Annotated in this window: 1 tRNA gene and 1 rRNA gene; both read right to left on the minus strand. The window is 42.1% G+C overall.

What is annotated here, in order from left to right:
* Positions 1 to 278 (minus strand): 23S ribosomal RNA (locus BM736_RS24770); the annotation flags it as partial.
* 386 nt (positions 279 to 664) lie between these two features.
* A tRNA-Ala gene (locus BM736_RS24775) sits at positions 665 to 740 on the minus strand.
* Positions 741 to 756: the final 16 nt, after the last annotated feature.

Raw genomic sequence — 756 nt, forward strand, 5'->3', positions numbered from 1 at the left:
TCTATGCTTAAGGGCTAATCCCCGTTCGCTCGCCGCTACTAGGGGAATCTCGGTTGATTTCTTTTCCTCCGGGTACTTAGATGTTTCAGTTCCCCGGGTTTGCCTCACAACACTATGTATTCATGTTGTGATACTTACTTATGTAAGTGGGTTTCCCCATTCGGACATCGTTAGCTCAAATGCTTGTTACTAGCTCGCCAACGCTTTTCGCAAGTTACTACGTCCTTCATCGCCTCTGACTGCCAAGGCATCCACCGTATACGCTTAGTCACTTAACCATACAACCCACATAAGTTTGAAACTTACATGCACTGTATCGCAACTAATGGTGTTTACTTTCGCCAAAAGAATACTCATGACCCCATCGTTAAAGAAATAAATCTTCAATGAAAGAGTCGGGCACTTGATTTAAGTGTTTTGAGAACTCAATTATAAATATTTCGCGCTAATGCTATAAACAACCAATCACTTACGAATAAGTTCATCATTGTCCCTTTCACATTAACACTATCAGCTTTCCAAATTTTTAAAGAACGGGCTTAAAAAAGCCAAAGATAAAGTCTTAGTTTATCTTTGGCATCTCTATCCAATGCATGCCTTACTTATTGCTGAATAAGTAAGTCTACTTAGTTAATCAGGTTCCCCTGTTAACCAGCAAAGTAAATGGTGGAGCTATGCGGGATCGAACCGCAGACCTCCTGCGTGCAAGGCAGGCGCTCTCCCAGCTGAGCTATAGCCCCATTTACATGCAGTCAA

This window comes from Shewanella sp. UCD-KL12 (genome assembly GCF_001957125.1).
GTDB lineage: Bacteria > Pseudomonadota > Gammaproteobacteria > Enterobacterales > Shewanellaceae > Shewanella.